Below are 23354 nucleotides of genomic sequence, written 5' to 3' on the forward strand. Positions count from 1 at the left end.
ATGAATAAAAGTATAATGACTCTGTTTATGGTTCTGGGGCTTACCGCCTGCGTACAGCAACCTCAGGCGCCGAAAGAAGATATGCGTTTGAGAGCGGCTTATAGTGCCTGTATTAATACTGCAGAAGGTTCATCGGAAAAACTTGAAGCCTGCCGTAGCGTGCTGGAAGTGCTGAAGTCAGAAAAGGCGCATCAACAATTTGCCCACGAAGAGTCGGTACGCACCCTGGATTATCAGCAGTGCCTTGAAGCCACCCATACGGGGAATGGTCAGGCGGTAAAAGCCAACTGCGATCGTATCTGGCAGGAAATTCGTAGCAACAATACGCAGTAGCCACCCAGGGTAAACCAATAAAAAAGCCAACCTTCAGGTTGGCTTTTTACGTTTACGGAAGATTACTTAGCAATCTCGTGGGCGTTTTCATCGCTGCGGCAGTCGCCTTCAGCGCAATGGCCGTAGAGGTACAGGCTATGGTTCGTCAGGCGAATGCCGTGTTGGGAGGCAATTTCACGCTGCCGGGCTTCAATGGAGTCATCACTGAATTCAATCACTTTGCCACAGTCGAGGCAAATCAGGTGGTCATGGTGATGCTGCTGAGTCAGTTCAAAGACAGATTTGCCGCCTTCGAAATTATGGCGGGTTACGATCCCGGCATCATCAAACTGGTTCAGTACACGGTAAACCGTTGCCAGCCCGATCTCTTCGCCCATATCGATAAGGCGCTTATATAAATCTTCCGCACTGACATGATGGTTGTCCGGCTCCTGAAGCACTTCCAGGATTTTCAAGCGAGGAAGCGTGACTTTCAGGCCGGCCTTCTTTAATGCGGTATTGTTGTCAGTCATGCGGAATCTGTCCTGTTGCTAAACGATTCGCTTCCGGGGAGGGAAGCTACAAGGAATGCTCTGGGAAATGCGTCTCATTATAGAACTGCCATGTCTAAATGAAAACTGCAAGTCCTCAAGTAAAGTAAGCGTATAAAACGTGGTAGCGCCAACAAAGTCATGCGGTATCCGTTTCAACCAGGCCATATTGTACAGTGCTGGCGGCAAAAGTTAAAAAAATGTAGCAATTATTTCCATTGGTTTTAACTATCAATAAGGCGCAACATGTAGATTGCGCCATATACTGTCAGGCATTAATAATTGCGGTAAGGTTCAGCTCTTCAGAAATCTGTTTCACCCATTTTTCGACGCGACCCGCGGTGAGCTCCGGTTGACGATCTTCATCAATAGCCAGACCTACAAAGTGATCATCGTCAGCAAGGCCTTTGGACGCTTCAAAATGGTAACCTTCTGTCGGCCAGTGACCAACGATGACCGCGCCGCGCGGTTCGATGATGTCACGGATAGTCCCCAGTGCATCACAGAAGTATTCGGCATAATCTTCCTGGTCACCGCAACCAAAAAGGGCAACCAGCTTTCCATTGAAATCAATCTCTTCCAGCGTCGGGAAAAAGTCGTCCCAGTCACACTGTGCTTCGCCGTAATACCAGGTTGGAATACCCAGCAACAGAATATCGTAACCTTCCAGATCTTCTTTGCTGCTCTTCGCAATATCGTGAACATCCGCAACATCTTTACCAAGCTGCGCCTGAATCATTTTTGCGATGTTTTCGGTATTACCGGTGTCGCTGCCGAAAAAAATGCCAGTGATTGCCATGAGTAAAATAACCTCTTGAAACTTAATGATATGGTGGTGGCGTTTAGCCCACGGATAAGGGCAATCATAGCAGATAGGAGAAGCGCGCGGAAACTGCAATCGCCTCGGACTGCACTCTCTGCTACATGAAAGCGTTAATCAGACGAAGATTCAGAGTAATCAATGCTGTTCAGCGCTTTGAGCTGTTCCAGCAACATCTCTTCAATGAGTTCACTGCGGCTCATTTGACGCGCGTCTGCCAGGGCATTCAGTGCGTCCACTGCCTCAGCATTTATTTTCAATTCGACGCGTTTAAGCCCACGAAATTTATCGCGTTTAAGCTGGTTACGCTTGTTAATGCGTAATTGCTCGTCGCGAGAGAGCGGATTGGTTTTGGGACGTCCCGGGCGACGCTCATTCGCGAACAGATCTAGTGTCGTGCGGTCCGTTTGTTCTTTAGCCATGGTTTAAGGATACTACGGGAAGTACAAGCAATCGGGTCATTGCCCGGGCTGATTAGCGCGCCATCATACATCAGCGATGCAGGGACGCCAACGCCCGGGCGCGTTATGGCGACCGGTCGCCGGGTTTTTAATCAGTTCGTCTTTTCAGAGAGATAACGGCGGATGGCGCGTAAAACGGCATCTGGCTTTTCTGCATGTACCCAGTGCCCCGCGCCCGCAATGACATGCGCCTTCGCCTGAGGAAACTGGCTGAGTAACGCCTGCCGGTACTGCTCAGTCACATAAGGGGAGTTACCGCCGGGAATGAAAAGAGCGGGGTGGTTCCAGGCCGGAACGGCTTCCCAACCCACAATATGCGGATACTCTTCCCATAATACGGGAACGTTAAATCGCCACTGGCCCTCACTAAAAGATTTCAGAAGAAACTGAATAACGCCCTCTTCATCAATTACCGTGCGCATCACGGCCGCTGCTTGCTGGCGCGTGGTGACCTTTGCATCCGTTACGGCATTGATGGCGGCGAAAATCTCGTCATGGCGACGTACAGCGTAATCGACAGGGGCAATATCAATAGCCACCAGCCCGTCAATACGTTCCGGCGCAATCGCCGTTAATGCCATCACCGCTTTGCCGCCCATGGAGTGGCCGATGAAGGTAGCGCGTTCGATACCCTGCGCGTCCAGTGTCTCGACCAGATCCTGCGCCATTGCCGGATAATTCATCGTGTCGGAACGGTCAGACTGCCCGTGATTACGCATATCCACTTGCAGAATATCATGATCAAGGACGAGGTCGCGGGCAAGGATACCCAGGTTGTCAAGGCTGCCAAACAGGCCATGAACCAGGACGATGGGAGAATTGTTGTGCGATTGTTGTGCAGTTTGCGCTCGGGTATTCAATTTCATGGCAAAGTTCTTTTTTTCGCTCTTTCGGATTAGGGTATTATGTTGAACATTCTGCCGCCCGGCTGCAAGGTTCAGAGGTAATCTAACTTAGCCGCCACTCAGGTTAAGCGCTATCCGCTGTTGAGATTTGACTCTATAATCTCAATAACTTGTATTCAGATAAGACACTGCACTGGATTAAAATGAAAACGATTGAAGTTGATGATGAACTCTACAGTTATATTGCCAGCCACACGAAGCATATTGGTGAGAGCGCATCCGACATTTTACGGCGCATGTTGAAATTTTCCGCCTCCTCTCAACCTGCTGCCACGCTGACCGCCGCTGCAAAAGAAACCCCTGTTACACCGAAGGTTGAAGAGACTAAACCGACGAACACCGCGAAGGACAGGGTGCGTGCCGTGCGCGAGCTTCTGCTTTCGGATGAATACGCTGAACAGAAAAAAGCGGTTAACCGTTTCATGCTGGTGCTGTCTACACTCTATTCTCTGGACAATAAAGCCTTTGCAGAATCCACTGAGTCTCTGCACGGGCGGACCCGCGTATACTTTGCGTCTGACGAACAAACCTTGTTGCAAAATGGCACGCAGACTAAGCCAAAACAGGTGCCAGACACGCCATACTGGGTCATCACCAACACTAATACGGGTCGTAAATGCAGCATGATCGAACACATCATGCAGTCAATGCAGTTCCCGGCGGAATTGATTGAAAAGGTTTGCGGCACAATTTAATCCTTGCATAAGAAGGACCAGGCAATGGCTAACCATGAACGTGCAGGTCAACCTGCGCAGCAGAGCGATTTGATCAACGTCGCCCAACTTACCGCCCAGTACTACGTGCTGAAGCCGGAAGTGGGTAACGCTGAACATGCGGTAAAATTTGGTACATCAGGCCACCGTGGCAGTGCGTGGCGCCACAGCTTTAACGAGCCTCATATTCTGGCGATTGCTCAGGCGATTGCTGAAGAGCGCGCTAAAAACGGCATCACCGGGCCATGCTACGTGGGTAAAGATACCCATGCTTTGTCTGAACCTGCGTTCATCTCCGTGCTTGAAGTGCTGGCAGCAAATGGCGTTGACCTCATTGTGCAGGAAAACAACGGCTTTACGCCTACGCCGGCCGTCTCAAACGCCATCCTGGTCCACAACAAAAACGGCGGCGCGCTGGCAGACGGTATTGTTATCACCCCCTCACACAACCCGCCGGAAGATGGTGGCATCAAATACAACCCACCTAACGGCGGCCCGGCAGATACAAACGTTACCAAAGTGGTAGAAGATCGTGCTAACGCGCTACTGGCTGACGGTCTGAAAGGCGTGAAACGCATTTCGCTGGATGCCGCGCTCGCTTCCGGTCATGTAAAAGAACAGGATCTGGTTCAGCCATTTATCGAAGGGCTGGCGGAGATCGTTGATATGGCGGCGATTCAGAAAGCCGGTCTGAAGCTGGGCGTTGATCCGCTTGGTGGCTCCGGTATCGAATACTGGAAACGCATCGCCGACTTCTACAAACTTGATCTGACCCTCGTGAACGATCAGGTTGATCAGACGTTCCGCTTTATGCACCTCGACAAAGACGGTGTGATCCGCATGGACTGCTCCTCTGAAAGTGCGATGGCGGGGCTTCTGGCGCTGCGCGACAAGTTTGACCTGGCCTTCGCCAACGACCCTGACTATGACCGCCACGGCATTGTTACCCCGGCTGGTCTGATGAACCCCAACCACTATCTGGCGGTGGCGATCAACTACCTGTTCCAGCATCGTCCGCAGTGGGGCAAAGAGGTGGCAGTAGGTAAAACGCTGGTCTCCTCGGCGATGATTGACCGTGTGGTCAACGACCTTGGCCGTAAGCTGGTGGAAGTGCCGGTGGGCTTTAAATGGTTCGTAGATGGTCTGTTTGACGGAAGCTTCGGCTTTGGCGGGGAAGAGAGCGCGGGGGCATCCTTCCTGCGCTTTGACGGCACGCCCTGGTCAACTGACAAAGACGGTATCATCATGTGCCTGCTGGCAGCAGAGATCACGGCCGTTACCGGCAAAAACCCACAGCAGCACTATGACGAACTGGCCGAGCGCTTCGGTGCGCCGAGTTACAATCGTCTGGGGGCCAGCGCCACTTCTGCACAGAAAGCCGCGCTGTCTAAGCTTTCTCCGGAGATGGTCAGCGCCAGCACGCTGGCAGGCGACCCAATCACCGCGCGCCTGACGGCGGCACCGGGCAATGGTGCTTCTATTGGGGGCCTGAAAGTGATGACCGACAACGGCTGGTTTGCGGCACGTCCGTCCGGTACGGAAGACGCCTATAAAATTTATTGCGAAAGCTTCCTCGGTGAGGAACACCGTAAGCTTATCGAGAAAGAAGCGGTTGAGATTGTCAGCGAAGTGCTGAAAAACGCCTGATGCTATAGTCTTGTCCGGCCCGGTCGCGTTCGCGTGACCGGGCTTTTTTATGCCCGCTCAGAGCATAAAGCGATAGCCAATGCCGGTTTCGGTTAACAAATGGCGTGGGCGCGCCGGATCCTCCTCAAGTTTTTGCCGAAGATGACCCATATAAATACGCAGATAATGGCTATGTTCCACAGCGTTTGGTCCCCAGACCTGGCTTAATAACTGGCGCTGGGTGAGAACTTTCCCATGATTATTCAGCAGCACGGCGAGCAGCCGGAATTCAATAGGCGTCAGGTGCAGCTCTTCACTGCCTCGCTGGATTCGCCGACTGGCAAGATCGACCTGAATATTCGAAAAGGTTACCACCGGATCGCTTTGCGGCGTACCAGCATGGCGGCGCAACGCCACTCTGAGACGCGCCTGCAACTCCCCGATGCCAAACGGCTTGCTGAGATAATCATCTGCACCCGCATCCAGCGCCGCGATTTTATCGCTCTCTTCGCTCCTGGCGGAAAGGACAATAACCGGCATCTGGCTCCACTGACGCAGGTCACGAATAAAATCAATGCCCTCTCCATCCGGCAAGCCCAAATCCAGGATGACCAGATCAGGCTTGCGCGTCGCGGCCTCAATCAAACCGCGTTGTAACGTCTCCGCTTCAAATACCCGCAGCCCTTCAGCTTCCAGCGCGGTGCGCAGAAAACGGCGAATAGCCTGCTCATCTTCAACAATAAGAACGTTAATCACAGATCCTCAGAAAGGTCATCCAGTTGCGGGGGCGTCTCCAGCGGGAGTGTAACATGAAAACAGGCTCCTCCCTCAGGACGGTTTGCCGCGCTGATGGTTCCCCCGTGAACATCGACAATCGCCTGACAGATAGCCAGACCAAGCCCTACGCCGGGGATGGCCGATTCTTTATTACCACGGGCAAATTTAGCAAAAATGGCATCTTCCTGCCCCTCAGGAATACCCGGCCCGGTATCCCAGACCTCCAGCGTTAAGCGAGAGGAGGAAGCGATGGCGCGAATGCCGATCTCCGCCCGAAAGCCTGCATATTTGACCGCATTTTCCAGTAGATTAATCAGCACGCGTTCAAATAAAGGCCCGTCCACGTGGACCAGCATTAACGGGTCAGGGAGATCCAGCGCAATACGCCGTCCGCCAAGACCAGGTTCCAGCGTCCGCAAGGCGCTGCCCACCACCTCTTCGAGCGTCAGCCACTCTTTTTTTAAATTAAAACCACCGGACTGAATACGCGCCATATCCAGCAGATTGTTCACCAGCCGCGTGGTGTTGAGCACATGCTGGCGTATTTCGCTGGCCTGAGGCGCATGTTTTGACCCCTCGCTGGCGAGATCGAGCGTCAGAATTTCTGCCTGACCAAACAGCACCGTCAGCGGTGTGCGCAGATCGTGAGAGAGAGCAGCCAGAAGAGCGTTTCGAATGCTCTCCCGTTCACTGGCAAAGCGGGCCTGCTCTTCACTGGTTATCAGCGCCTGGCGCTCCAGCGCACTGGCAACCAGCAGAGTAAAGGTTTCCAGCAACCGCTGCTGCTCCGGCACCATCAACAAGCGCAGGTTAGCCGGTTCGACCACCACCAGTCCGTGAGTTTGCTGCGCACTCTTCAGCGGTAAAATTTGATAAGGCACGCCGGGTAGCGTATCGGTACCGGCACCGGCTGGCTGACCTTTATCGAAGCTCCAGCGGGCAATGGCGTCATCCCAGGAGGTGATATTTTGCGTACGGGTGATAGCAATGAGTTTGCCTGATCTGTCGGGCATGAGCACCTGACTGCGGGCATTGAAGGTAGAGCGAATAAACGTCTCGCTGGTGGCGGCAATAGCTTCAACGCTCCGTCCCGCAGCCAGCGCTTTTGACATCTCGTACAAATGGCGGGTGCGCTGCTCACGATAGCGGGCTACGCGAGCCTGATAGCGCACCCCGGCGGTCAGATTGCCAATCACCAGCCCAACGGTCAGCATGACGCCAAAGGTCAACAGATACTGCACATCAGAAACGGCCAGCGTTCCTCGCGGCGCAATAAAAAAGAGATCGAAGCTGACCACGTTAATGACGGTGGCAAAGGCTGACGGCCAGCGGCCATACAGTAACGCGATAACCACCACACCCAGCAGATAGATCATCACCAGGTTAGCCGCATCAAATGCGACTAACCACTGCATCGCAATCAGCGTAATAGCCGCACATAAGGCCAGTGCGACAACACAGCCTTTCAACTGCACGCGCCAGCGCTCCATAAACGGACGGCTATCATTCGGGCGAAGGGGCAGGGGGGCAGGCGTATCGTCCGGCGCAATGATCACCAGGTCAAGGTCCGGAGCGCGTCGTGCCAGACGATCAGCAAACGACTCGCGGTTAAACCAGCCGCGTTTTGCGCGTCTGCCAATCAGAATTTTGCCGAGATTGTGCTCTCTTGCGTAGCGCAAAATGGCCTTGTCTTCAGCGGGGTCTGAGAGCGTGGCCGTTTCTGCGCCCAGCTCTTGCGCCAGATGCAGAGCGGCGAGAATCGCCCGTCGCTGCGGTTCCGGAAGTTTGTGCAGCGCCGGGGTTTCGACGTATACCGCATGCCAGACGCTGCCAAGTTTGGCGGCCAGACGAGCCGCAGTACGAATCAATTTTTCGTTACCGCTGCCGTGTCCTATGCAGAGCAGAATGGCATCACGCGTATGCCAGACTTTTTCATCCCCCAGGCGGTCACGCCAGGCCCGCATCTGGTCATCCACACGATCCGCAGTGCGACGCAGCGCCAGTTCACGCAGGGCGATGAGGTTTCCTTTACGGAAAAAGTGTTCAATGGCGCGTTCGGCCTGACCACCAATATAGACCTTTCCTTCGTGCAGGCGTTGTCGCAGATCGTCCGGGGGGAGATCCACCAGCACAATCTCGTCGGCCGCATCAAAAAAGGGATCGGGGACCGTTTCACGCACCTGAATACCGGTTACGCCGCTGACCACATCATTCAGGCTTTCCAGATGCTGAACATTCACCGTGGTCAGCACATTAATTCCTGCGTCCAGTAGCTCTTCGACATCCTGCCAGCGCTTCGGATGGCGGGTGCCCGGCGCATTGCTGTGCGCCAGCTCATCCATCAGTATTAACGCCGGACGCCGCGCAAGGGCGGCGTCAAGATCGAACTCCTGAATCAGTCGCCCGCGGTGGGCGACCCGTTTTGCAGGTAGTACCGCCAGCCCATTGAGCAGGGCCGCGGTCTCTTTACGTCCATGCGTCTCCACCACGCCAATCACAACATCCAGCCCCTGCGCCCGTTGCCGCTGGGCTTCCTGCAACATGGCAAAGGTTTTACCTACCCCGGCGCAGGCACCGAAAAAAATCTTCAGCGTTCCGCGATGGGCGGTTGCGGCGTGTTCCAGCAACCGGTCGGGGTCCGGGCGCAAAGGCTCGTCGGTCATGTCTTAGTTATCCTTACGTGCGTCCAGCGCCAGATTCAGTTCGACAATATTTACCACCGGCTGGCCCAGGAAATCTACCAGCGGTTTTTCAGTGTGTTCCGCCACAAGCTTAGTCACCTCCTCGCGGGAGAGTCCACGCGCCGCAGCCACGCGCGGGATTTGCCAGGCAGCAGCAGAAGGTGTCAGGTTGTTATCCAGCCCGCTTGCCGAGGCGGTGAGCAACTCAACGGGTATCAGCGCGTCGGCCTGAGGATTATGCGCACGCAGTTCGCTAACGCGAGCGCTGACCTGTTTATCCAGTTCCGGGTTGCTTGCCGCAAGATTGCTTCCGCCGGATGCCATTGGGTTATAGGGCGCATCAGCGGTGGCAGACGGACGCCCCTGAAAATAACCCGGTGCGGTAAAGTTTTGCCCTATCAGGCGAGAGCCACGTATTTCACCGGCATTCTCAATCAGCGAGCCGTTAGCCTGCGCCCTGAACCACCACTGACCCAGTGTCGTTGTCACCAGCGGATAAAGGCCACCGGTAATAAGCGTCAGTAAAATTAACAGCAGTAAAGCGGGACGAATCAAAGACATTGTATGTTCCTTTTACACCAGGCCGAACAGCGTCAGCAGCAGGTCAATCAGTTTGATGCCGATAAAGGGCACCACCAGGCCGCCAAGACCATATATCCACAGATTGCGACGTAACATGGCGGGCGCGCTCAACGGCTTGTAACTCACTCCTTTCAGGGCGAGTGGGATCAGAAAGACAATGATCAGGGCGTTGAAAATCACCGCGCTCAAAATCGCCGATGCGGGTGAATGCAGATGCATCACGTTCAGCGCGTTAAGCTGCGGATAGGTGGCGGCGAAGGCTGCCGGAATAATGGCAAAATACTTTGCCACGTCGTTGGCGATACTAAAGGTGGTCAGCGAACCACGGGTCATCAGCATCTGTTTACCAATGTGCACCACTTCGATGAGCTTGGTGGGGTTAGAGTCCAAATCCACCATGTTGCCCGCCTCTTTTGCAGCCTGGGTACCGGAGTTCATCGCAACGGCGACATCCGCCTGCGCCAGGGCAGGCGCATCGTTGGTGCCATCACCGGTCATCGCCACGAGGCGACCTTCTGCCTGATACTGGCGAATCAGTGCCAGTTTGGCTTCTGGCGTGGCCTCGGCAAGGAAATCGTCCACGCCAGCTTCGGCGGCAATCGCCGCAGCGGTCAGGCGATTGTCGCCGGTTATCATCACGGTTTTAATGCCCATTTTGCGCAACTGGGCGAAACGCTCTTTGATGCCGCCTTTCACCACATCCTTGAGCGAAATAACACCGAGCACGTGCGCCCCTTCTGCGACCACCAGCGGGGTGGCCCCCTGACGGGCGACCTGCTCGACCAGCGCATCGACGTCTGCCGGAAACAGCCCGTTGTTGGCGGCAATATGACGGCGAATGGCATCCACCGAACCTTTGCGAATCATGCGCTCACCCAGGTTGATCCCACTCATGCGGGTCTGCGCTGTAAAGGGCACAAAGGTGGCCTGCAGACTTTGTACATCCCGTTCGCGCAGATTAAAACGCTGTTTAGCCAGCACCACGATGCTGCGGCCTTCCGGTGTTTCATCCGCCAGTGAGGAGAGTTGTGCGGCATCGGCCAGCGTTTTTTCCTCTGTTCCCTGGGCCGGAAGGAAGGCTGAGGCCTGGCGGTTGCCAAGGGTGATGGTGCCGGTTTTATCCAGCAGCAGTACATCGACATCCCCGGCGGCTTCCACGGCGCGCCCGCTGGTGGCAATCACGTTTGCCCCCAGCATACGGCTCATTCCCGCCACCCCAATGGCTGAAAGCAGGCCGCCGATGGTGGTTGGGATAAGACAGACCAGCAGGGCCACCAGCACGGTGACGCTTACTGCGGTGCCGCCGTATACCGAGAATGGCCACAGCGTGGCCGTGGCCAGCAGAAAGACAATGGTCAGCGCGACCAGCAGGATGGTCAGCGCAATTTCGTTGGGGGTTTTACGCCGCTGCGCCCCTTCCACCATCGCTATCATCCTGTCGAGAAAAGTTTCACCAGGGTTGACGCTACACTGAATAACCAGCCAGTCGGACAGAATGCGCGTGCCCCCTGTTACAGAGGCGAAATCGCCGCCGGATTCACGGATAACCGGCGCAGACTCCCCTGTTATTGCACTCTCATCAACCGATGCTCCCCCTTCAATAACCTCGCCATCGCAGGGAATAATATCGCCCGCTTCGACCAGCACGATGTCGCCTTTTCGCAACGCTTCAGCCGGTACGTGGTCAACCTGCGCGTCATGCTGAGGGGCACGCAATTTACGGGCAAACGCCGTCTTTTTCACCCCTTTGAGACTGTTGGCCTGCGCTTTACTGCGTCCCTCTGCCAGCGCTTCTGCAACGTTGGCAAACAGCACCGTAAACCACAGCCAGAGGCTCACCGCACCGGTAAACCAGGCGCTGCCTTCAAGGTGTCCGGTCGCCATTGCCACCGCCAGCAGCGTGGTCAGCAGACTCCCCAGCCAGACGATGAACATGACCGGATTACGCCACTGTATATGCGGGCTTAATTTGGTGACGGAATCTATCAGCGCCTGACGAACTAAAGCGGGTTCGAGCAGCGTCATCTGTTTACGACTCATGAAAAATAATCCCCGAAATCAGCGTAAAGAAAGGTATTCCGCCACCGGGCCTAAGGCCAGCGCGGGAATAAAGGTCAACGCACCTACCAGCAATACGGTGCCAATCAGCAGGCCGACAAACAGCGCACCGTGCGTAGGTAAGGTGCCGGTACTCGCGGGTTGGCTCTTTTTGATAACCAGCGACCCGGCAATTGCCATCACCGGCACGATGACGCCAAAGCGACCAAAGAACATGCAAAAGGCCAGCAGACAGTTCCAGAAAGGGGTATTGGCGCTCAGACCAGCAAAGGCGCTGCCGTTGTTGTTGGCGGCTGACGAGACGGCATAAAGCACTTCACTAAAGCCGTGGATACCCGGATTGAACATGCCGCTGCGCCCGGCTTCGGTCATCATGGCAAGCGCCGTTCCCAGCAGCACCAGCGCAGGCGTAACCAGGATAGCGAGCGCGGTCATTTTCATTTCACGCACGTCGATTTTTTTACCCAGATATTCCGGCGTGCGGCCAATCATCAGCCCGGCGATAAACACCGCCAGCAGCACGAAGAGCAGCATGCCGTAGAGGCCTGAGCCCACGCCGCCAAAGACCACTTCACCGATTTGCATTAACCACATCGGCACCATGCCACCGAGTGCAGTAAAGGAGTCATGCATGGCATTGACCGCCCCGCAGGACGCTGCGGTGGTGACCACAGCAAACAGGCTGCTGGCAAGAATGCCAAAGCGGGTCTCTTTTCCTTCCATGTTGGCGGCGCTGTCGGCCCCGGCGGTGAGGAAATGTGGGTTGCCCTGCCACTCGGCCCACATCACTACCGCAACGCAAATCACGAAAATAACCGACATTGCCCACAGGATGGCATGCCCCTGACGGCGGTCACTGACGGCATCACCAAAGGCAAAGCACAGTGCCGTTGGGATCAAAAAGATGGCCAGCATTTGCAGGAAATTAGTCAGGGCAGTGGGGTTTTCGAAAGGATGCGAAGAGTTAGCATTAAAGAAGCCACCCCCGTCAGTGCCGAGCATTTTAATCGCTTCCTGCGAGGCCACCGGCCCCATCGGGAGCAGGTGCTCGACACCTTCGATCGTGGTAAACGGCTGGTAAGCGTGCAGGTTTTGCAGTGCCCCTTGCTGAATAAAGACAAGCGCGAGCACCAGCGACAGCGGCAGCAGGATCCACAAGGTGATACGCGTGATGTCGACCCAGGCGTTACCCAACGTATTCACGTTGTGACGGGCAAAGGCGCGTATAAGAGCGAAAATAACCGCAATGCCGGTGGCGGCGGAGAGGAAGTTTTGCACCGTCAGGCCGACCATCTGGCTGAAGTAGCTCATTGTGCTTTCGCCCGCATAGGACTGCCAGTTGGTATTCGCTACAAAGCTTACCGCAGTGTTCAGCGCCAGATGCCAGGAGAGTCCGGGGAGCTGCTGTGGATTCAGTGGCAACACACCCTGTAGCATTAGCAGGGTAAAGAGCAGGGCCAGCCCGAACAGGTTGAGAGATAAAATAGCCATCAGATAGCGGCGCCAGTCCATTTCCCGGCTATCAATACCCAATATGCGCCAGAGACCAGCCTCGATTCTGCCACTACCCGCAAGCGGGGTTCCTGCAATCAGTGTTGCCAGTACCGAACCCAGCGGGCGGGCGAGAATAAAAAGGACCAGCAGGAAGCTGGCAATCAGTAAAAATGCCTGGGCCGTCATCAGAAAGCCTCCGCATTTATCAAGGCATAAACCAGATAGCCCAACAACAGGAACACCAGCACGATACCGGTTACGACGCCTGCACTCACAGTCCACCTCCAGGTGTGTTCATTGATTACCGGGAGAGTAGGCATTCGTGTGCAAAGATTTCGCAAAAATCAGCAGGGCGGGTGTAAAAAAAGTATAAAAACGGCAAGACCCTAATTTAACTAATGATTAGTATTAATTTAACTTTTATGTAACTCAGTTACGGGATGAATGTAAATAAAGCTTAAATTGACAAAAAATAGTGGTCGGATGAGTAGTAAAATTACAAACAAAACGGTACTATTTTAATCAGATTCCAGTTGAGCCCTGAGATGAGAATGTCGTCAGGGTATCTATTTTCCGGTGAAGATTACCGGCCAAACAAAAGGGGAGAGTATTATGGCTATCTATAAAGCGTTTCCAGCTCATGTTGTGTTAATGCGTCGTACTTTCGCCGTTCTGGCGGGTCTTCTGGCATTACCGGTGATGATGTTCTGGAAAGATCGCGCCCGTTTTTACAGCTACCTGCATCGTGTCTGGGCGAAAACCAGCGACAAACCGGTGTGGATGGATCAGGCCGAAAAAGCGACCTGCGACTTTTATTGATCACTTGATTACACACAGCAATAAAAAAACCGCTACGTTTCTGCGTAGCGGTTTTTTTGTCCCTCAGGATTCGCGGTCCGTTGGGGGAAAGTCTCAAGCCCCATCCAGGGAAATCGATTCTTATACTCCTCGCAATCATCGTCAACCCATTGCCCTTAAACGTATTCCTAAACAACCTTCTGGCGCTGGCTCACTGATTTTTTTTCAATGATTATGCTTCGCCCCTTTCCGCTATCTCGCAAATGGGTATCGGCTGTAAGGAAGGTGTCCTTTCCATCGTAAAACGAACTCCATCCAGGGCTTGTGTCTACCGCAATGTCGCGGTGGCAATACGGTGGAGCGGTGTATACAGGGAATGTAAAAATGAATCGCTATCTTTGCATAGTATTCATTATCACCAGCGTGATGCTGGCAAAAAGCGATCGACCAGTGCGGTTGCTTGATACTGCCAGTGTTGCGTTAAGCAAGTAACGTTCAAAGGCCGCTACGTGCGGCCTTTTTTCCTTCCCCTGCTACCGTTAAACTTTTGAATGTCGCAACATACAACCTCTGCTTGCACTCATAACTTTCCTTTAACACACTACGCTACGTTTCGGACGGACATTTTTTATCAGGAGAGTTATGGCCACCCATCTGGTCTGGTTTCGTGCGGACTTACGCGTCCACGATAATTTTGCCCTTGCTGCGGCCTGCAGCAACCCCTCGGCCACCGTTAAAGCGCTATTCATCGCCACGCCTGGACAGTGGAAGTTGCATGCGATGGCTCCGCGTCAGGCGGCGTACATGAACGCCCATCTGAATTCGCTTCAACAGATGCTGGCTGAAAAAGGTATCCCGCTGATTTATCGGGAAGTGAAGGATTTTACCGCCAGCGTTGATGCGCTGGTGTCGGTGTGTGAAGAGGAGCAGGTCAGCCACCTCTTTTACAACTACCAGTATGAAATCAATGAGCGCTTGCGCGATGCTGCCGTCGAAAAGGCGTTGTCGAATGTGGCGTGTCAGGGATTCGATGACAGCGTCATGCTCCCACCGGGCAGTGTGATGACCGGCAATCAGGAGATGTATAAGGTCTTCACACCCTTCAAAAATGCTTATCTGCGCCGTTTAAAAGAGGATTTGCCTGAGTGCGTCGGTGCACCGCGCGTGCGGGAATCCGGGGCGCTGAATGGGCATTTATCCGTTCTACATTTTGACTATCCACAGCAGGAATTTGACCCGACGCTGTTCCCGGCTGATGAGAAAAGCGCCATCGGTCAGTTGCGTCATTTCTGCCAGCATCATGCAGGTGAATATGAAGAGCAGCGAGACTTCCCGGCAATTGAAGGCACCAGTCGTCTCTCAGCTTGTCTCGCTCTTGGCATACTCTCTCCGCGCCAGTGTTTGCGCCGCTTACTTGCAGAACACCCCGATGCCCTGAACGGCGGGAAGGGCGCTGTCTGGCTGAGTGAGTTGATCTGGCGTGAGTTCTACCGCCATTTAATAACCTACCACCCCTATTTATGTAAGCACCGTCCTTTCATTCCCTGGACAGATAAGGTGAAATGGAATGATACGCCCGATTTATTCCAGGCCTGGCAGCGAGGGGCAACCGGTTTTCCCATTGTGGATGCGGCAATGCGGCAATTGAACAGTACTGGCTGGATGCATAATCGCCTGCGCATGATTACCGCCAGCTTCCTGGTTAAAGATTTACTGATCGACTGGCGCCTCGGCGAGGACTATTTTATGTCGCAGTTGATTGACGGCTGTCTGGCCGCGAACAATGGGGGATGGCAGTGGGCGGCCTCAACCGGCACCGATGCAGCTCCCTATTTTCGTATCTTTAACCCCACCACGCAGGGCGAGCGCTTTGATGCCGAGGGCCATTTTATTCGCCAGTGGATCCCTGAACTGGCCAGTGTACCGGGGAAAGCCATCCACGATCCCTGGTCGTGGGCAGATAAACATGGCAGAAATCTGAACTATCCACGGCCCATTGTGGATCATAAACAGGCTCGTGCTGCCACGCTTGGGGCATATGAAGCCGCCCGTAAATCCTGAGAGAGTGACAATGAAAAATAGCGAACTGGAAACGCTGATTAACGAAAAACTAAACAGTGTGGCGTTCAGCGATTACGGCCCGAATGGCTTGCAGGTCGAGGGACGCGAAACGGTGCAGAAAATTATTACTGGCGTGACGGCAAGCCAGGCGTTGCTGGATGAGGCGGTGCGTCAGCAGGCCGATGCGATCATTGTGCATCATGGATATTTCTGGAAAAACGAACCGGCAATCATCCGTGGCATGAAGCGTCATCGCCTTAAGACGCTGCTGGCAAACGACATTAATCTTTATGGCTGGCACCTGCCGCTGGATGCGCATCCGGAGCTTGGGAATAATGTTCAGTTAGCATCGCTGCTGGGCATTACCGTCATGGGCACGGTGGGCGGTGAACAGCTTCTGCCGTGGGGCGAGCTGTCAATGCCGGTGCCGGGGCTGGAGCTGGCCTCATGGATTGAAGCACGTCTCGGTCGCCGACCCTTGTGGTGCGGCGATACCGGACCAGAGCTGGTAAAACGCGTTGCCTGGTGTACAGGCGGTGGACAAGGCTTTATCGATAACGCCGCGCGTTTTGGGGTAGATGCGTTTATTACCGGCGAGGTTTCTGAACAAACTATTCATTCTGCTCGCGAACAGGGGCTGCACTTCTATGCTGCGGGTCATCACGCCACCGAGCGCGGTGGTATTCGCGCGCTGAGCGAATGGCTGACCGCCAATACCGAGCTGGATGTCACTTTTATTGATATTCCAAATCCGGCGTAAATAATAAGACGCGATACGTCTGCGTATCGCGTCTTAGCAGAGGCTGAGCGTTCAGATGCCTACAAAATAATGAATATTTCCCGATTAAATATAATTCTGCTGAATATTATTTGTTAATAATCCGCTCTGTTAACATTTTTTATTACATTCGCATATTAATGATGCCGATAACGCTTTTTTTGCACCCTGTAATTGCTATTATTCATTCTTCCACTAACTCAGTTGTTCTTAATCATTCTGGTTATGGATTATCAGACGATGAAATTTTGCGGGTTAATAGTTGCTGCATCTTTAATGGTTGCTGCTCCCCTTCGTGCAGGCGTGGTGTTGAGTGAAACGCGGGTAATTTATCCCGCTGAAAAACATGAAGTCACGGTGGGGCTTAAAAACACGGGGTCACAGGCGGTTCTGGTGCAGAGTTGGCTCGATGCTGGCGATCCGCTGGCCGATCCGGGAAAGCGCTTCGTTCCCCTGGTGGTTATGCCACCTGTTCAGCGTATTGACGGCGGAAAAGGCCAGAGGTTAAGGATTACCTATATTGGCGGAACGTTGCCGGGCGATCGGGAGTCCGTATTCTGGTTAAATGTGCTTGCGGTTCCACCCAAGATTAAAGATGTTGAACATCAATACCTTAATATTGCTTATCAGACGCGAGTAAAACTCTTTTATCGTCCTGTAAACCTTAATATCAAAGCAGAAGAGGCCGTACAAAAACTGCAGTGGAATAAAACGGCGGGTGGGCTGACCGTTTCTAACCCGACTCCCTATTATATTTCTTTGCTTAACATTGACGTGCTGCCTGCCGGTCAAACGCTATCGGTCCGGGGTGAAATGGTCGCGCCTTATGGAAAATTGTTGCTCACAAATAATGTAAAAATGACAGACGTTAAAACAGTAAATTACACCGTTATTGATGATTCAGGCAGAGCCCGGAATTTTTCGGCTGCAGTAGATTAACAAGAACGTGTGAATAAAAGGAGGAAAGAGTGCGCTATTATCTTTTTTTATTGGTGCTCATGAGCATAACTAAGCCGTTATATGCCTCCTCCTGGGGAACAGATTGTAGTTACGATACGAAAATCATTAACATCGAGATACCCTCCGGAAAAAAAGTGACGCTCGATCCCAATGCACCTGTCGGCACGGTATTTTTCGAACATTTTGTGGCCGCTCAGGCTGGGCAAAATTTTAAATGCCAGACGGCAAACAGCTATTCCTTACAGGGCGGTTACCTCTATGGCTCAGGTGGCCAGACGGTTGCCATGAGTGGTGGTGGCTTAGTCAGTCAAAGCGGTTCCACTTACCCGGTATATAAAACCAACGTACCGGGTATTGGTCTGGTGGTGCGCTACAGCGGCAGTGCGTTTCCATACTGGTGGGGGACTTACTCTTATACCAACAGGGTGCTGGATTATACGGGTTCAATGACGCAGGTTTTTGATATCGATATTGTAAAATATGGCGATATTCCGGCGGGCTCACGAACAGTCGTTATTGATTCTACGGTCATTTCCAGCATCAATTCGGTTGTCCGAATCACTAACAGCGGCGATGCCTCACGCATGCCCAACGGCAATGTGCTGATGGCGCAATTTGTTCTGTCGCCTTCCACTTTTGATATTGTTTCCGGCACCTGTGATACCCCGGATATGACCATAAATCTGGGGTCTCATAGCCTTAAAAACCTCAGCAATCGGGAAGGAAATAAATTTGTCTCGCCCTGGACTGATGCCAGCATCCACCTCACTCACTGCCCGGTGTTTTACGGCACAGGCGAACGTAGCAGCAATAAGGATACGGTGCGCAACAATATGATGACCGTTACCCTGATACCGGGTAATGCGACCACCAGTAACCAGGGGATTATGCCTGTGGATAGCGGAGGCCTGGCAGCCACGGGGGTGGGGATCCAGTTAGCCTACGGCACTTCAGCGTCGCCTCAACTGGTTGATTTATCCACGGGCAAAGGCACTAAAACCTATACCATGTCTTCAACTCAGGGCCCCACTTATACGATCCCTCTGGTAGCCCGCTATATTCAAACGGCAGGCGCGTTCGCTGATATTGTGCCCGGAAAAGCCAACGGCAAAGTCACTTACCTGATTAATTATTATTAATCTTCTTACCTTGCCTAAGGGCGGAACGGCTATTCACTAAAGATATGCCTGTCGACGGAAGCCACTGTGCACGTTATCTTATTTTACGTATCGATGACGGACCTGTGGCGAAAGGAGCGGGAGAGTGCAAAGAGCACGTTGTTATCTGTTAGGGGAAACGGCAGTGGTACTGGAGCTGGAACCTCCGGTAACCCTGGCGACCCAAAAAAGGATATGGCGCTTAACCCAGCGCGTAGCTGAGGTGCCGGAGGTGGTGGAAGCCATTCCTGGCATGAATAACATCACCGTGGTGCTGCGGGATCCGCAGACGCAGGCGCTGGATGCCATTGAGCGTCTTCAGCGCTGGTGGGAGGAGAGCGAGGCGCTTGAGCCTGACTCCCGCACGATAACGATCCCGGTGCTGTACGGCGGTGAGGCCGGGCCGGACCTGGCGCTGGTAGCCCGTCACGCGAATCTCTCCGAAAAACAGGTGGTCGAACTGCATGCCTCTGTGGATTACGTGGTCTGGTTTTTAGGTTTTCAGCCGGGGTTCCCTTACCTGGGGGGATTGCCTGATGTACTTGCGACACCACGCCGAGCGGAACCTCGTGTCAGCGTACCGGCAGGTTCAGTCGGTATTGGCGGCAGCCAGACGGGAATCTATCCCCTACAAACGCCGGGCGGCTGGAACCTGATTGGCCGCACGGATTTGCCCCTTTTTAATCCTGCATTACCCGAACCGGTGCGACTTCGCCCCGGTGACACCCTCAGGTTTATTCCTCGCAAGGAAGGCATATGCTGACAATCATTCATGCCGGGATCCATACCAGCGTGCAGGGCGGTAAGCGCATCGGGCTGCGTCAGTCGGGCGTCAGTTACTGTGGTGCGCTTGACGGCCCGGCGTTATCTATTGCTAACGCGCTGGTAGGCAACGCGCTCGATGCGCCGGGTCTTGAAATCACTCTGGGGCAGTGTGAAATTGAATTTGGTCGTGACGGCTGGTTTGCGCTGACCGGGGCAGGGTGCGAGGCCAGACTGGAGGGTAAAGCCGTCTGGACCGGTTGGCGCACGGCGGTAAAGGCCGGGCAGCGGCTGGTCCTTAAGCGTCCACAACATGGTATGCGCAGCTATCTGGCGGTGGCGGGCGGGCTGGATGTGCCTGAAGTCATGGGGTCGTACAGCACCGACCTGAAAATCGGCGTTGGCGGGCTGGAAGGGCGTCTGCTGCGTGATGGCGATGTGCTCACCCTGAAGCCACCCGCGAAAACATTCCGTGGGCCACAAGGGGTTAAGCAGCTCCTCTGGGGTAACCGTATTCGGGCGCTGCCAGGCCCGGAATATCAGGAGTTCGCCAAAACCTCTCAGGAGTCCTTCTGGCGTCTTCCCTGGCAACTGAATCCACAAAGCAACCGTATGGGCTACCGCCTGCAGGGGCAGCCGCTTGTGCGAACCTCGGATCGTGAACTCGTTTCACATGGCCTACTGCCAGGCGTCGTACAGGTGCCGTCCAGTGGTCAGCCCATCGTGCTCATGAACGATGCGCAGACCACCGGCGGTTATCCGCGCATCGCCTGCATCATTGAGGCCGATATGTACCATCTGGCGCAGATCCCGCTGGGACAGCCTATCCATTTTGTTCCCTGCACTCTGGAAGAGGCGCTGGTGGCCCGTCGCGAACAGTCACGTTTTCTGGAGCAGTTAGCCTGGCGCATTCTTCATGAAGATTGATCTTAACGCCGACCTTGGTGAGGGCGGTGCGTATGACGCCGCCCTTATGACGCTCATCTCCTCGGCCAATATTGCCTGCGGTTTTCATGCCGGGGATGCGCACACCATGTTGCTCTCAGTCCGCGAGGCCCGCAAAAACGGCGTGGCGATTGGCGCACACCCCAGTTTTCCCGATCGGGCGAATTTTGGCCGCACAGCGATGCAACTTCCGCCGGAGGTGGTTTATGCCCAGGTGCTGTACCAGACAGGCGCGCTGGCAGCCATCGTCAGGGCTGAAGGGGAACGGCTTCGCCATGTGAAGCCCCACGGTATGCTCTATAATCAGGCCGCTGTCGATCCCGGCCTTGCGGACGCGATAGCCCGCGCGGTGCATGACACTGACCCCGCACTCATTCTGGTGGGGCTTGCCGATAGCGAACTGATTCGTGCCGGCGCGCGCTACCGGCTGATTACGCGTCAGGAAGTCTTTGCCGACCGTGGCTACCAGGATGATGCCAGCCTGGTGCCACGAACACAGCCTGGCGCGCTGATTACTGATGAAGAGCAGGCGCTGTCACAAACGCTTGCGATGGTGCAGCAGGGCAGGGTGACCAGCATCAGTGGCCAGCAGGTGTGCGTCACGGCGCAGACCGTCTGTTTGCATGGAGACACAGACCATGCGCTGGCGTTCGCCCGTCGCCTTCGACGCGCCTTTGAGCAGCAGAATATTACCGTGAGTGCAGAGATTTAGCAGGAGAGGCCATGCCAGAAGGACCAGAAATTCGCCGCGCGGCAGATAACCTGGAAGCGGCGATTGTCGGCAAACCGTTAACAGCTGTCTGGTTTGCCTTCCCCCGGTTACAACCTTTCGCCGCCGGGCTGACAGGTTGTCGCGTTGAAAAGATTGAAACCCGTGGTAAGGCCCTGTTAACCCACTTCTCCAGTGGCCTGACGATGTACAGTCATAACCAGTTGTATGGCGTCTGGCGGGTTACAGAGGCAGGAAAAACGGTGGAAACGACGCGCATTTTGCGCGTGCGCCTTGAGACGGCAGACAAAGCCATTTTACTTTACAGCGCTTCCGATATTGACATTCTTACTGCGGAGGAACTGGCGGCGCATCCTTTCTTACAGCGCGTGGGCCCGGATGTGCTGGATATGACGCTCACGGCCGGGGCGGTAAAAGCGCGTCTGCTCTCCCCGCGCTTCGCAAGGCGCCAGTTTTCAGGACTACTGCTCGATCAGGCTTTTCTGGCAGGGCTGGGCAACTACCTGCGGGTGGAGATCCTCTGGTCTGCGGCCCTGTCGCCCCGGCACCGGGCCTGCGATCTCAGTGACGCGCAGCTAACCCAGCTTTCACAGGCGATGCTGGATATTCCCCGTCTCTCTTACCAGACCCGGGGCAGGGTGGATGAAAACCGACATCATGGTGCGCTGTTCAGCTTTAAGGTTTTTCACCGTGCCGGTAAGAAATGCGCGCGTTGCGGTACCCTGATTGAGAAAACCACGCTCTCCTCCCGACCCTTTTACTGGTGCCCTGGCTGTCAGCAATAAAAAAACCCGCTCACTGAGCGGGTTTTTATTAACAGGCGATCGTTATTTTTTAAGATCGGAACTGAAATCGCGCTTGTCATAGCCGGTGTAAAGCTGACGCGGACGGGCAATTTTCAGGCCATCGTCGTGCATCTCATTCCAGTGTGCAATCCAGCCCACGGTACGCGCCATCGCGAAGATAACGGTAAACATGGAGGAAGGAATGCCCATCGCTTTCAGGATGATACCGGAGTAAAAGTCTACGTTCGGGTAGAGTTTACGCTCGATGAAGTAGGGGTCATTCAGCGCGATGTGCTCAAGCTCCATCGCCACTTCCAGCAGATCGTCCTTGGTGCCCAGCTCTTTAAGAACCGCATGGCAGGTTTCACGCATCACGGTCGCACGCGGATCATAGTTTTTGTAAACGCGGTGACCGAAGCCCATCAGACGGAACGAATCGTTCTTATCTTTAGCGCGACGCAGGAATTCCGGAATGTGTTTGACCGTGCTTATCTCTTCCAGCATTTTCAGCGCTGCTTCGTTGGCGCCGCCGTGAGCAGGTCCCCACAGGGAGGCGATACCGGCGGCGATGCAGGCAAACGGGTTGGCACCTGAAGAACCAGCAGTACGCACGGTAGAGGTTGAGGCATTTTGCTCATGGTCAGCATGCAGGATCAGAATACGGTCCATCGCACGTTCCAGCACCGGGTTAACCTCGTAAGGTTCACATGGGGTGGCGAACATCATGTGCAGGAAATTGCCGGCGTAAGAGAGATCGTTACGAGGATAAACGAAAGGCTGACCGATGGAGTATTTGTAACACATTGCCGCAACCGTCGGCATTTTGGACAACAAGCGGAAAGCAGCGATTTCACGGTGGCGTGAATTATTCACATCCAGGGAGTCATGATAGAACGCCGCCAGCGCGCCGGTCACGCCGCACAGTACGGCCATTGGATGCGAGTCGCGACGGAAACCGTGGAACAGACGGGTAATCTGTTCGTGAATCATGGTATGGCGGGTAACGGTCAGTTTGAACTCGTCATACTGCTCCTGCGTCGGTTTTTCACCGTAAAGCAGAATGTAAGAGACTTCGAGATAACTAGAGTCGGTAGCCAACTGGTCAATCGGGAACCCACGGTGCAGCAGAATACCTTCATCACCATCAATAAAAGTAATTTTTGATTCGCAGGATGCGGTAGAGGTGAAACCAGGATCAAAAGTAAAAACTCCTTTTGAACCGAGACTACGGATATCAATAACATCCTCACCGAGTGTGCCTTTTAGCACATCCAGTTCAATAGCAGCGTCACCATTATAGGTGAGATTTGCTTTTTTATCAGCCATTTACGGTCTCCTTAGCGCCTTATTGCTTAAGACTACCTGTTACCGGATTTGCATTCAAACTGTCTTCAACGC

General features: G+C 54.1%; 23 protein-coding genes. 12 read left to right on the forward strand and 11 right to left on the reverse strand.

All coding sequences use genetic code 11. The annotated features are described in order from the left end of the window. Positions 1 to 333: a ChiQ/YbfN family lipoprotein gene (gene chiQ / locus KXR87_RS03540; protein ID WP_437430884.1), complete on the forward strand. Its 333-nt coding sequence runs from the start codon at positions 1 to 3 to the stop codon at positions 331 to 333. A 62-nt stretch (positions 334 to 395) separates the two neighbouring features. Here the strand turns inward: chiQ and fur are convergent, their stop codons facing one another. The 4 genes from fur to ybfF all read right to left on the reverse strand — a co-directional run bounded on the left by fur (position 396) and on the right by ybfF (position 3010). Beyond that, positions 396 to 845, reverse strand: coding sequence for a ferric iron uptake transcriptional regulator (gene fur / locus KXR87_RS03545; RefSeq protein ID WP_437430885.1), 450 nt, complete (start codon positions 843 to 845; stop codon positions 396 to 398). Between the two features lie 286 nt (positions 846 to 1131). Beyond that, positions 1132 to 1662, reverse strand: coding sequence for a flavodoxin FldA (gene fldA, locus KXR87_RS03550; protein WP_437430886.1), 531 nt, complete (start codon positions 1660 to 1662; stop codon positions 1132 to 1134). 134 nt (positions 1663 to 1796) lie between these two features. Next, positions 1797 to 2105, reverse strand: a complete 309-nt coding sequence (gene ybfE, locus KXR87_RS03555) for a LexA regulated protein (RefSeq protein WP_437430887.1) — start codon at positions 2103 to 2105, stop codon at positions 1797 to 1799. Between the two features lie 131 nt (positions 2106 to 2236). Then, positions 2237 to 3010, reverse strand: a complete 774-nt coding sequence (gene ybfF / locus KXR87_RS03560) for an esterase (RefSeq protein WP_437430888.1) — start codon at positions 3008 to 3010, stop codon at positions 2237 to 2239. 182 nt (positions 3011 to 3192) lie between these two features. Here ybfF and seqA point away from each other — a divergent pair, with 182 nt between their 5' ends. Both seqA and pgm read left to right on the forward strand, forming a co-directional pair. Further along, positions 3193 to 3744 (forward strand): replication initiation negative regulator SeqA, encoded by a 552-nt coding sequence (seqA, locus tag KXR87_RS03565; protein WP_437430889.1) that lies wholly within the window; start codon positions 3193 to 3195, stop codon positions 3742 to 3744. Positions 3745 to 3768: 24 nt separating this feature from the next. Then, the gene (pgm, locus tag KXR87_RS03570; RefSeq protein ID WP_437430890.1) at positions 3769 to 5409 is read left to right on the forward strand and encodes a phosphoglucomutase (alpha-D-glucose-1,6-bisphosphate-dependent); all 1641 of its coding nucleotides are present in this window, start codon (positions 3769 to 3771) and stop codon (positions 5407 to 5409) included. A gap of 57 nt (positions 5410 to 5466) precedes the next feature. Here pgm and kdpE read toward each other — a convergent pair whose 3' ends face one another. From kdpE to kdpF, 6 genes are read right to left on the reverse strand one after another with little or no spacing between them, the layout of a single operon-like run. Then, positions 5467 to 6144 carry a two-component system response regulator KdpE gene (kdpE, locus tag KXR87_RS03575; protein WP_437430891.1) on the reverse strand — a complete coding sequence of 226 codons (678 nt, stop codon included), beginning with the start codon at positions 6142 to 6144 and terminating at the stop codon, positions 5467 to 5469. Then, positions 6141 to 8828 (reverse strand): two-component system sensor histidine kinase KdpD, encoded by a 2688-nt coding sequence (gene kdpD / locus KXR87_RS03580; protein ID WP_437430892.1) that lies wholly within the window; start codon positions 8826 to 8828, stop codon positions 6141 to 6143. The genes kdpE and kdpD overlap by 4 nt, the downstream gene beginning before the upstream one ends. Positions 8829 to 8831: 3 nt before the next feature. Next, a complete protein-coding gene (gene kdpC, locus KXR87_RS03585; RefSeq protein ID WP_437430893.1) occupies positions 8832 to 9407 on the reverse strand; it encodes a potassium-transporting ATPase subunit KdpC in 576 nt (191 codons plus the stop codon). Between the two features lie 12 nt (positions 9408 to 9419). Beyond that, positions 9420 to 11468, reverse strand: coding sequence for a potassium-transporting ATPase subunit KdpB (kdpB, locus tag KXR87_RS03590; RefSeq protein WP_437430894.1), 2049 nt, complete (start codon positions 11466 to 11468; stop codon positions 9420 to 9422). A gap of 18 nt (positions 11469 to 11486) precedes the next feature. After that, positions 11487 to 13166 (reverse strand): potassium-transporting ATPase subunit KdpA, encoded by a 1680-nt coding sequence (kdpA, locus tag KXR87_RS03595; protein ID WP_437430895.1) that lies wholly within the window; start codon positions 13164 to 13166, stop codon positions 11487 to 11489. Further along, a complete protein-coding gene (gene kdpF, locus KXR87_RS03600) occupies positions 13166 to 13255 on the reverse strand; it encodes a K(+)-transporting ATPase subunit F (RefSeq protein ID WP_041852093.1) in 90 nt (29 codons plus the stop codon). The genes kdpA and kdpF overlap by 1 nt, the downstream gene beginning before the upstream one ends. A 337-nt stretch (positions 13256 to 13592) precedes the next feature. Here kdpF and KXR87_RS03605 point away from each other — a divergent pair, with 337 nt between their 5' ends. The 9 genes from KXR87_RS03605 (at position 13593) to nei (ending at position 21956) form a co-directional block, all read left to right on the forward strand. Then, positions 13593 to 13799 (forward strand): YbfA family protein, encoded by a 207-nt coding sequence (locus KXR87_RS03605; protein ID WP_437430896.1) that lies wholly within the window; start codon positions 13593 to 13595, stop codon positions 13797 to 13799. Between the two features lie 621 nt (positions 13800 to 14420). Beyond that, on the forward strand, positions 14421 to 15839 hold the full coding sequence (phrB, locus tag KXR87_RS03610; RefSeq protein WP_437430897.1) for a deoxyribodipyrimidine photo-lyase: 1419 nt from the start codon (positions 14421 to 14423) through the stop codon (positions 15837 to 15839). A 10-nt stretch (positions 15840 to 15849) separates the two neighbouring features. Then, positions 15850 to 16599 (forward strand): type 2 GTP cyclohydrolase I, encoded by a 750-nt coding sequence (locus tag KXR87_RS03615; RefSeq protein ID WP_437430898.1) that lies wholly within the window; start codon positions 15850 to 15852, stop codon positions 16597 to 16599. A 243-nt stretch (positions 16600 to 16842) separates the two neighbouring features. Further along, positions 16843 to 17556: a fimbrial biogenesis chaperone gene (locus KXR87_RS03620; protein WP_437430899.1), complete on the forward strand. Its 714-nt coding sequence runs from the start codon at positions 16843 to 16845 to the stop codon at positions 17554 to 17556. A 29-nt stretch (positions 17557 to 17585) separates the two neighbouring features. Then, positions 17586 to 18716 (forward strand): fimbrial protein, encoded by a 1131-nt coding sequence (locus KXR87_RS03625; protein WP_437430900.1) that lies wholly within the window; start codon positions 17586 to 17588, stop codon positions 18714 to 18716. Between the two features lie 124 nt (positions 18717 to 18840). Then, positions 18841 to 19497, forward strand: a complete 657-nt coding sequence (gene pxpB / locus KXR87_RS03630) for a 5-oxoprolinase subunit PxpB (protein WP_437430901.1) — start codon at positions 18841 to 18843, stop codon at positions 19495 to 19497. After that, a complete protein-coding gene (gene pxpC, locus KXR87_RS03635; protein WP_437430902.1) occupies positions 19491 to 20423 on the forward strand; it encodes a 5-oxoprolinase subunit PxpC in 933 nt (310 codons plus the stop codon). The genes pxpB and pxpC overlap by 7 nt, the downstream gene beginning before the upstream one ends. Next, on the forward strand, positions 20413 to 21153 hold the full coding sequence (pxpA, locus tag KXR87_RS03640; RefSeq protein WP_437430903.1) for a 5-oxoprolinase subunit PxpA: 741 nt from the start codon (positions 20413 to 20415) through the stop codon (positions 21151 to 21153). Before pxpC ends, pxpA begins: the two co-directional genes overlap by 11 nt. Positions 21154 to 21164: 11 nt before the next feature. Continuing rightward, positions 21165 to 21956: an endonuclease VIII gene (gene nei, locus KXR87_RS03645; protein WP_437430904.1), complete on the forward strand. Its 792-nt coding sequence runs from the start codon at positions 21165 to 21167 to the stop codon at positions 21954 to 21956. A gap of 42 nt (positions 21957 to 21998) precedes the next feature. On the opposite strand, the gene KXR87_RS03650 is transcribed toward nei, so the two are convergent. Beyond that, entirely contained in the window at positions 21999 to 23282 is a 1284-nt protein-coding gene (locus tag KXR87_RS03650; RefSeq protein WP_437430905.1) for a citrate synthase, read from the reverse strand. Positions 23283 to 23354: the final 72 nt, after the last annotated feature.

The sequence above is a fragment of the Yokenella regensburgei genome (genome assembly GCF_051486985.1).
Classification (GTDB): Bacteria; Pseudomonadota; Gammaproteobacteria; order Enterobacterales; family Enterobacteriaceae; genus CBFFRJ01.